General features: G+C 43.7%; 7 protein-coding genes. 1 reads left to right on the plus strand and 6 read right to left on the minus strand.

The features are described from left to right. Window positions 1–7 precede the first annotated feature (7 nt). The 6 genes from WCW66_02030 to WCW66_02055 form a co-directional block, all read right to left on the minus strand. A complete protein-coding gene (locus WCW66_02030) occupies window positions 8–925 on the minus strand; it encodes a magnesium transporter CorA family protein (GenBank protein MFA6391521.1) in 918 nt (305 codons plus the stop codon). A gap of 153 nt (window positions 926–1,078) precedes the next feature. After that, window positions 1,079–1,579 (minus strand): hypothetical protein, encoded by a 501-nt coding sequence (locus WCW66_02035; protein ID MFA6391522.1) that lies wholly within the window; start codon window positions 1,577–1,579, stop codon window positions 1,079–1,081. Between the two features lie 74 nt (window positions 1,580–1,653). Next, window positions 1,654–3,543: an FtsX-like permease family protein gene (locus WCW66_02040; GenBank protein ID MFA6391523.1), complete on the minus strand. Its 1,890-nt coding sequence runs from the start codon at window positions 3,541–3,543 to the stop codon at window positions 1,654–1,656. A 1-nt stretch (window position 3,544) separates the two neighbouring features. Next, window positions 3,545–4,228 (minus strand): ABC transporter ATP-binding protein, encoded by a 684-nt coding sequence (locus tag WCW66_02045; protein ID MFA6391524.1) that lies wholly within the window; start codon window positions 4,226–4,228, stop codon window positions 3,545–3,547. An 83-nt stretch (window positions 4,229–4,311) separates the two neighbouring features. Beyond that, complete coding sequence (locus WCW66_02050) at window positions 4,312–5,070, minus strand: hypothetical protein (GenBank protein MFA6391525.1); 759 nt, start codon at window positions 5,068–5,070, stop codon at window positions 4,312–4,314. A gap of 1 nt (window position 5,071) precedes the next feature. Further along, complete coding sequence (locus tag WCW66_02055; protein ID MFA6391526.1) at window positions 5,072–5,656, minus strand: RNA polymerase sigma factor; 585 nt, start codon at window positions 5,654–5,656, stop codon at window positions 5,072–5,074. A 379-nt stretch (window positions 5,657–6,035) separates the two neighbouring features. Between WCW66_02055 and WCW66_02060 the strand changes: the two genes are divergently transcribed. Next, a partial coding sequence (locus tag WCW66_02060) for a hypothetical protein (protein MFA6391527.1) occupies window positions 6,036–6,718 on the plus strand: 683 nt, incomplete at its 3' end.

Here is a 6,718-nt window from a genome sequence, read left to right on the forward strand (position 1 = left end):
TAATGTTCTAAAGTAATCCTTTTTTTCTAAAATATAATATTGTTCCCCCGATTATCAGTAACATCGTACCGATAATTCCCCACATCACACCGGGGGTATCTGCGAATGGCAGACCGATAACGTTCATGCCGTAAATACTCGCAATCAGAGTCATGGGCAGTAGGGCGACGGAAATAATGGTAAGCAATTTTATCCCCTCATTGATCTTATGTGAGATTAATGATTCGTTTGTATCACTCAACCCTTTGACTATTTCCCGGTAGTTTTCAAGCAACATCCAGATTCTTTCAATATGATCATGAATATCATCAAAATATATATCTGAATCTGTCCCCAAAAACCCCCGCTTTAAGTGCACCATTGTATCTATTAAAAATCTCTGCGGTTCCACAATTTTTCTGAAATTCAGTATATTACGCCGTTCCATTGCGAGTTCCTTCACCAGGTCGATCGTTTTATCACTATAAATGTCCTCTTCAATCCCCCTCAGGTTCTCACCAATTTTATCAACCATCGAAAATGCTTTTTTGAAAATAGGGTTGATCAAGTTGTACAGCAGATATCCGGACCCTTTGCTCATAAACTGGTCCCGCGGTTCTTTATTTTTTTCCAGATAATTAATCATTCCTTCGACCGCATCAAACCCCTCTTTATGCAAAGATATCAGAAAACCATCTCCAATAAATACATTTAATCTCCGATAAATCATTCTCTTCTCTTTTCGGTCATAATCAGGAAAATGAAACACGATAAAGAGATATTTTTCGTATATATCCAGTTTCGGCGACTCCGTTACAGAAAGACAGTCGCGCAGGTCAAAATAATGAAATCCGTATTTAGATTTAAGATACGCGGTGTCTTCTTCGGTGGGCTGGATAATATTTGTCCACTCTAAACCATTGTGCTCTATCGTTGTTCGTGACATAAGCCTCCAAAATTAGTCTATTTTTCTTGTGCTATTTTAACATAAAATGCGAAATAAATAAAGTACTATGAGATATGCCTATTTAATCTTAAAATAATAAAAACAAAAAGACCGGTGTAGGTCAGCCCGGTCTTTTTTGTTTCATAGGATATTTTAGAAATGCATTCCGCCATTGCGCTTTCCCATGCCATTTCCCATTCCCATTCCATGCATATTTCCGCTGTTTTCCTCGTGCTGTGCTCTCAGTTGTTCAGCCTGTTCCTCTGTGTAGAAACCGGAATCGATGCGGGCCTGCAGGTTTTCCTCAAACTGGGCATTCATATTGCTCTGAATGTCAGTATAGGTTACTCCCTGCTCTTCAGCTATTTCGATAAAGGTCTTGCCTTCATCCAGCTTGGCTTGCAGCTCATCGACTGTCAGTTTAAGCATTTCCGCTTTCTGGTCGAGCATTTTTTCAAAACCCATACCAGCACCACGACCTCTGCCCATCATACAGTCATCATCTACTGCAGTTGTATTATCTACTGCTACTTCTGTATCGGCAGTAACAACTTCCGTATCGGATAATGTCGCACCTTGCGCCATGGTAAATCCGATTCCGACTGTACCGAGCGCAACCGTGGAAACGAGTGCGGTTAGTAACATTTTTTTCATGTTGCCTTGTCCTTTCTTAAGTTTTAAATGTTCGACCTTTCATCATTTACTACGCACCTGACGAAATATTTATTTCATTCGTTGCTGATCGCCTGTACCGGAGAAACATTTGAAGCCCTGGTTGCGGGGATAATTGATACTACCGCTGCAATCACAATCAATAGTGCGGTATAGATTCCAAACATCTGCCAATCAATTCCAGTGAAGGTACCCGCTGATGTATTCTGTACAACTGCAAATGTTTCCTCTATGGTGTTTTTGATAAAGCCGTCAAACCATAGCTGTACCGGTTTGGCGATTAATAATACCAGCAAGATACCCAGAGCTGCGCCGAACAGATATCCGATTAACGTATACATGATTGCCTGCGACATAAACAATTGTTTAATATCACGTTTAGTCGCACCGATAGCCCGGAATACTCCGATTTCTTTTTTGCTTTCTGAGACAAATTTACCCATAGTCAGCACGATGATAATTGCCGACAGAATAATAAACGAAATTGTCAGGACGGTTGTAACATTATTGAGTGTTGACTGCAGTTCGGCGAATACTTCCAGATCATTCAAATCCTGATAAGCAAAGCCCAGGTCATTCAGATCTTTAACCACCTGGCTCCTGTTCTCCGTGTTATTAATCTTTATTAGCATGGTGTCCGATGTTTTTACCGCTTCTTCATAGACCGATGTATTCTCGTAGATTCCAATCACTTCTCCGGAACTACCTAACATCTGGGAACGGAAAGCGTCAGTATCACCTTCTTCGCGCTCAGTTTCAATCACCAGCCCCGGAATTGCATAAGTATCCTGAAGTTCTTCAGCAGCATCCACCTCAACATTCAGACCTGCTCCAGTGGCCGGAGCGCGCATCATTCCACCAACCCCTCCGACTGCGCCGAAACCGCCAATTGTCCCGCCGCCACTACCACCCAGTTCCAGTCCGTCAAAAGTCATACCGGTATAAACAGAGTTTAAATCATCTGTTGTAATGGTCGTATCGTTGCGTGCGTCCAGCTGGTTTTGGATGTATTCTTTCACTAATTTATTGGCGAACTGCTCAGGAATGTACGTTGAAAAATTCGTGTCCGCCTCCAGAACTCCGGCAACTACAAACTGATAACTAATCGGCTCTTTAATCTTTTCATAATCCCAATACTTGTCGATTGCCTCTGCTCTTTCATTCTCAGCAGTCTGGATCTGTTCATCTGTCAGCTTGCGGAAAAGAATACCACTACCGGTAAATTCCTGCTCAAAAGTCTGCACATCCGCCAGTCCGCCAAATTCAATTGTAATCACTGATCCGACCAGATCATCCTTTTCATAATCCAGCGCCTCAGTTTTAAATGGAAGACTACTCTGCACTTCTTCAATATTTTCACCCATACCTCTCTGTCCTCTGGCCTGCGTAAAATCGATCGTCACTTCATCCCTGCCCTGCCAGTCTTCAAACTGATAGGCCAAAGAATTGGCATTCAAAATAATCGGTATCGGTTCGCCTTCGACATAATCAAAATCCTGATCCGTATAAAGCGCGGCCAAATTTTCATTTAGTCCTTTGATACCTCCGATCGAAACCTCCATACCCGAGGCAAGATCACCGGAAACCGCCAGATCAATCGGCACCGCCACATTCAAAGATGCGGATTCTACATTATTAATTGTCTTTACCGTCTCGAGATCGCCGGCTTTATAGTCACTGGATCCGCCACGGATTATTCTCATGAATCCCTCATTGGCACCCGGACCACCAGCTGTCTGTACCGAGCTCAGTTCAATCAAACGGCTCTGTTCCTTGGCTGTGCCTAAAATAGCCTCCTCAGACGCGCTGATAATATTTGCGGACTGGCTGGAAACCAAAATGCCGAGCATCATCAGTAAAGTAATAGGGATAATCAGAAAGAGCGACTTCCCGCGATATAGTTTTAGTTTCTTTAAATTAATTTTATTGATGTAACTGAATTTCATGTTATTTTACTCCTTTCTGCTTTATATTCCCTTTATCCAGATGTAAAACATGCTGATACCGATGGCTCATCTGCTCATCATGCGTGATCATCAAAACACTTACTCCCGACTCCGCAATATGATCCAATACTTCTAGTACATTTTTTGCGTTTGCCTTATCCAAATTTCCGGTCGGCTCATCCGCCATGATAATTTTCGGCTCATTGGCCAGTGCGCGAGCGATAGCCACTCTTTGCATTTCTCCACCGGACATTTTTTTCGGCGTGTGATTAACCCTGTGCGATAGCCCAACCTGTTCCAAAAGTTTTTCTGCGCGCAGGTAGGCAGTTTCCGAATCCTTCCCCGCTATGATCATCGGCAATGCGACATTTTCCTTCGCAGTTAGATAATCTTGTAGATGGAAAAATTGAAATACAAAACCGATTGTCTTATTCCGAAAATGGGACAATTCATTATCATTTAAACTGTTTAATGATTTTCCGTCCACAAAAACCTCGCCCGATGTAGGATAATCCAAACCGCCCAATAACTGAAGGAGGGTGGTCTTCCCCGAGCCGGATGTTCCGATGATTGCGATACTTTCACCCTCCGGCAAACTGATGCTGACATTATTCACAGCAGAGGTAATCGAATCCCCGTCCTGATACTTTCTTGTCAGACCTTTTGCTTCAATGATATTCGCCATTTTGATTAAAATTATTAATTAGTTCCCTTTAAACAAACCTAAAAATCGACCTATCAATCATTAATACGCAGTCTTAGCCAAATTTATTTCACTTGGATATAGCCTTTTTGGCGCATACCACCACCGAAAATACCACCGGTAGGAGGGCCGATCTGCCAGGGCATGATGCGGACCGCTTCAAACACATATTGCTGTCCGTCAGCCTGACCGATAATTCTGATCAACTCCCCTTCCTGTATTACAACAGAGGGGAAAATAATTGCATTGTTCGCGTTAACAAACCACTCATCATCGTTTAAATCAACTATTTCAAATTCAGTCGTTCCGCTCTCTACCCCAATTATTTCACCGGCAATAAATCCCTTCTCCGGATGGTTCCAGATTTCCTCGCGGTTATGCATAAGCATATTTGCACCCGGCATTCTGCGCATCATCCGGTCAACACCCGGTGCAAAGCCAACTGAATAAAGTATTGTTCCGACCAAAAGACTGGCCAGTACACTACCTATTACGATGCCATAAGTACTGTAACGATATCCTTTGTTGGTGTGCCTGGTATTGTAATATGCCAGCAGGACAAATAGTACCAATACGACAATCCAAAGATAAGGGATGGTGGACAGTGTATGCGCAACGGGGTTTCTTTCCATTAATTCCAAAACTTCCCAATCATTATTTACCATGACAAAAATTATTACGGCAAAAGCGTTACTGCCAATCAGCACGGAAATAACGGCGAGAAACCACAAACCAACCTGCTCCAGACGAAACTGCCATTTCGGTTTGGGAGTTATTTTTTCCTGTTCAATTTTTGCTAATACTTGTTTTGATGTGTCTTCCATATTAAAATTCGGTTCCTTGTTTTTGAGTAATCGATTTAAACTGCTTTTTTGCCCGGCTTAATAGCGTTCCTACTGTGCCGACGGGTTTTTTTAAAATGTCCGCGATCTCATTGTAGTCTTTGTCTTCCAGATATTTCAGAATAATCACTTCCTGGTATTTTTTATCCATTTTAGCCAGCACACTCTGGATTTTTTCATTGGATAATTTTTCATCAATCAAAGCATGTGGATCACTGTCATCTTTTATTTGATTCAAAATTATTTCCCCGTCTTCACCGCCGATCAGTTCCGGTCGGCTTTGTGCTTTACGGTAATGGCTGATGACGTGATTCCTGCATATACGATAGATCCAGGAAGAAAATTTCAGATCCAGATCAAAGCTGTTCAGATTACGATAGGCTTTAATAAACACGTCCTGCAAAATATCCTCCAGATCCTGATCGTTAACTCCGGAGATACGCCGGATAAATCTGGTTAATTTAGCCTCGTACCTTTGCATCAAACACAAATACCACCCTTGATCAGAAAGTGTTAATTCAACCAATTCCTCATCTGATTTGTGACTACAGTCTCTGATGACAGTCATTGTTTTTAATACGCAGTACTGATTAATATTATTTCATTGTAGCAGTAAATAGTTGCTCTTGACAAAATGATCAAATAAGTATATATTAGCGAGTCGTAAATTATTTATTTACCAGCCAATATTATCTACATACATCATTAATTAAATCTGAGATATTCCGGTGGATTTTTCCAAGAAATCCGCCTTTTTCCCATGATTAGCCGGGAGGAATCGGGAGATTAACAAATGTCCCAGTTCCCCTCTGCTAAGATGTTTCATCTTTAGGAGAGGTGTTATTTGAAAACCTATTGTTTTCGCGATTTTCGGTTAGAGCCTGTCCCGTTCGAGTTTCCACCCGCTGTCATAATGGATATGGCAGCAAAACTGCAAGGAGAGAGTAGTGAGGAAAACCACCGTGTTTCTCGTCGCCCTACTGATGCTGACCCTCGGGTCAAGTGTCGTGTGGGCGGAACCCGATCACACCGTGATCCCTCGGGACCGCGGCATCTTCATCGAGCTGGACAAGGGAAAGCCCGGACATCTGGTGACCAAGGAAGAGGTTCTTCCGCTGGTAACACCTGCCTTCCGTGCCGAGCTCGACAGCGTCCGCGCCGGGAACAAGCGCATCGTGGTGGTCTGTTGCACGGACCCCACGAAGTACGGAGTTCTCGAGATCTTCAAGGACGATCCCCGGTTCAAGGACATCGACTTCGATGCCCAGAACCTGGACTGGGATGGCGGTACGAACGGCGCCCGGGAGGCTTCGGCCAACCAGGTGCTGGGGTACGTCGATGTGGACCCGCTCAAGGTCCCGATCGATTACTTCCACATCCGCTCCCAGCGTATCGGCGACCGCTACATCCACATCTACGTGGACAAGTTGGTCACGAAACCGCAGGAACGTGTGGTCGAACATACCACCGAGCGTGTGGTCGAGAAGACCATTGAAACAATCGTATTCGAATGCGAAGAACACGATCTGGCTCTGTCCATCATGGGCGGCCTGCGCACCACGGAATTCGCCGTGGCGCCGACTGGCGAGGTTACCCTCGCCCTGAACAACCGCTGGTTGGTACAGGGCTG

This window comes from Patescibacteria group bacterium (assembly GCA_041664365.1).
Taxonomy (GTDB): domain Bacteria; phylum Patescibacteriota; class Patescibacteriia; order UM-FILTER-42-10; family UM-FILTER-42-10; genus JAHJEX01.

Bases quoted from the DNA above. Each gene is read 5' to 3' on its own strand.
- WCW66_02045 (MFA6391524.1), bottom strand. From the start codon at position 4,228: ATGGCGAATATCATTGAAGCAAAAGGTCTGACAAGAAAGTATCAGGAC.
- WCW66_02030 (MFA6391521.1), bottom strand. From the start codon at position 925: ATGTCACGAACAACGATAGAGCACAATGGTTTAGAGTGGACAAATATT.
- WCW66_02055 (MFA6391526.1), bottom strand. From the start codon at position 5,656: ATGACTGTCATCAGAGACTGTAGTCACAAATCAGATGAGGAATTGGTT.
- WCW66_02050 (MFA6391525.1), bottom strand. From the start codon at position 5,070: ATGGAAGACACATCAAAACAAGTATTAGCAAAAATTGAACAGGAAAAA.
- WCW66_02040 (MFA6391523.1), bottom strand. From the start codon at position 3,543: ATGAAATTCAGTTACATCAATAAAATTAATTTAAAGAAACTAAAACTA.
- WCW66_02035 (MFA6391522.1), bottom strand. From the start codon at position 1,579: ATGAAAAAAATGTTACTAACCGCACTCGTTTCCACGGTTGCGCTCGGT.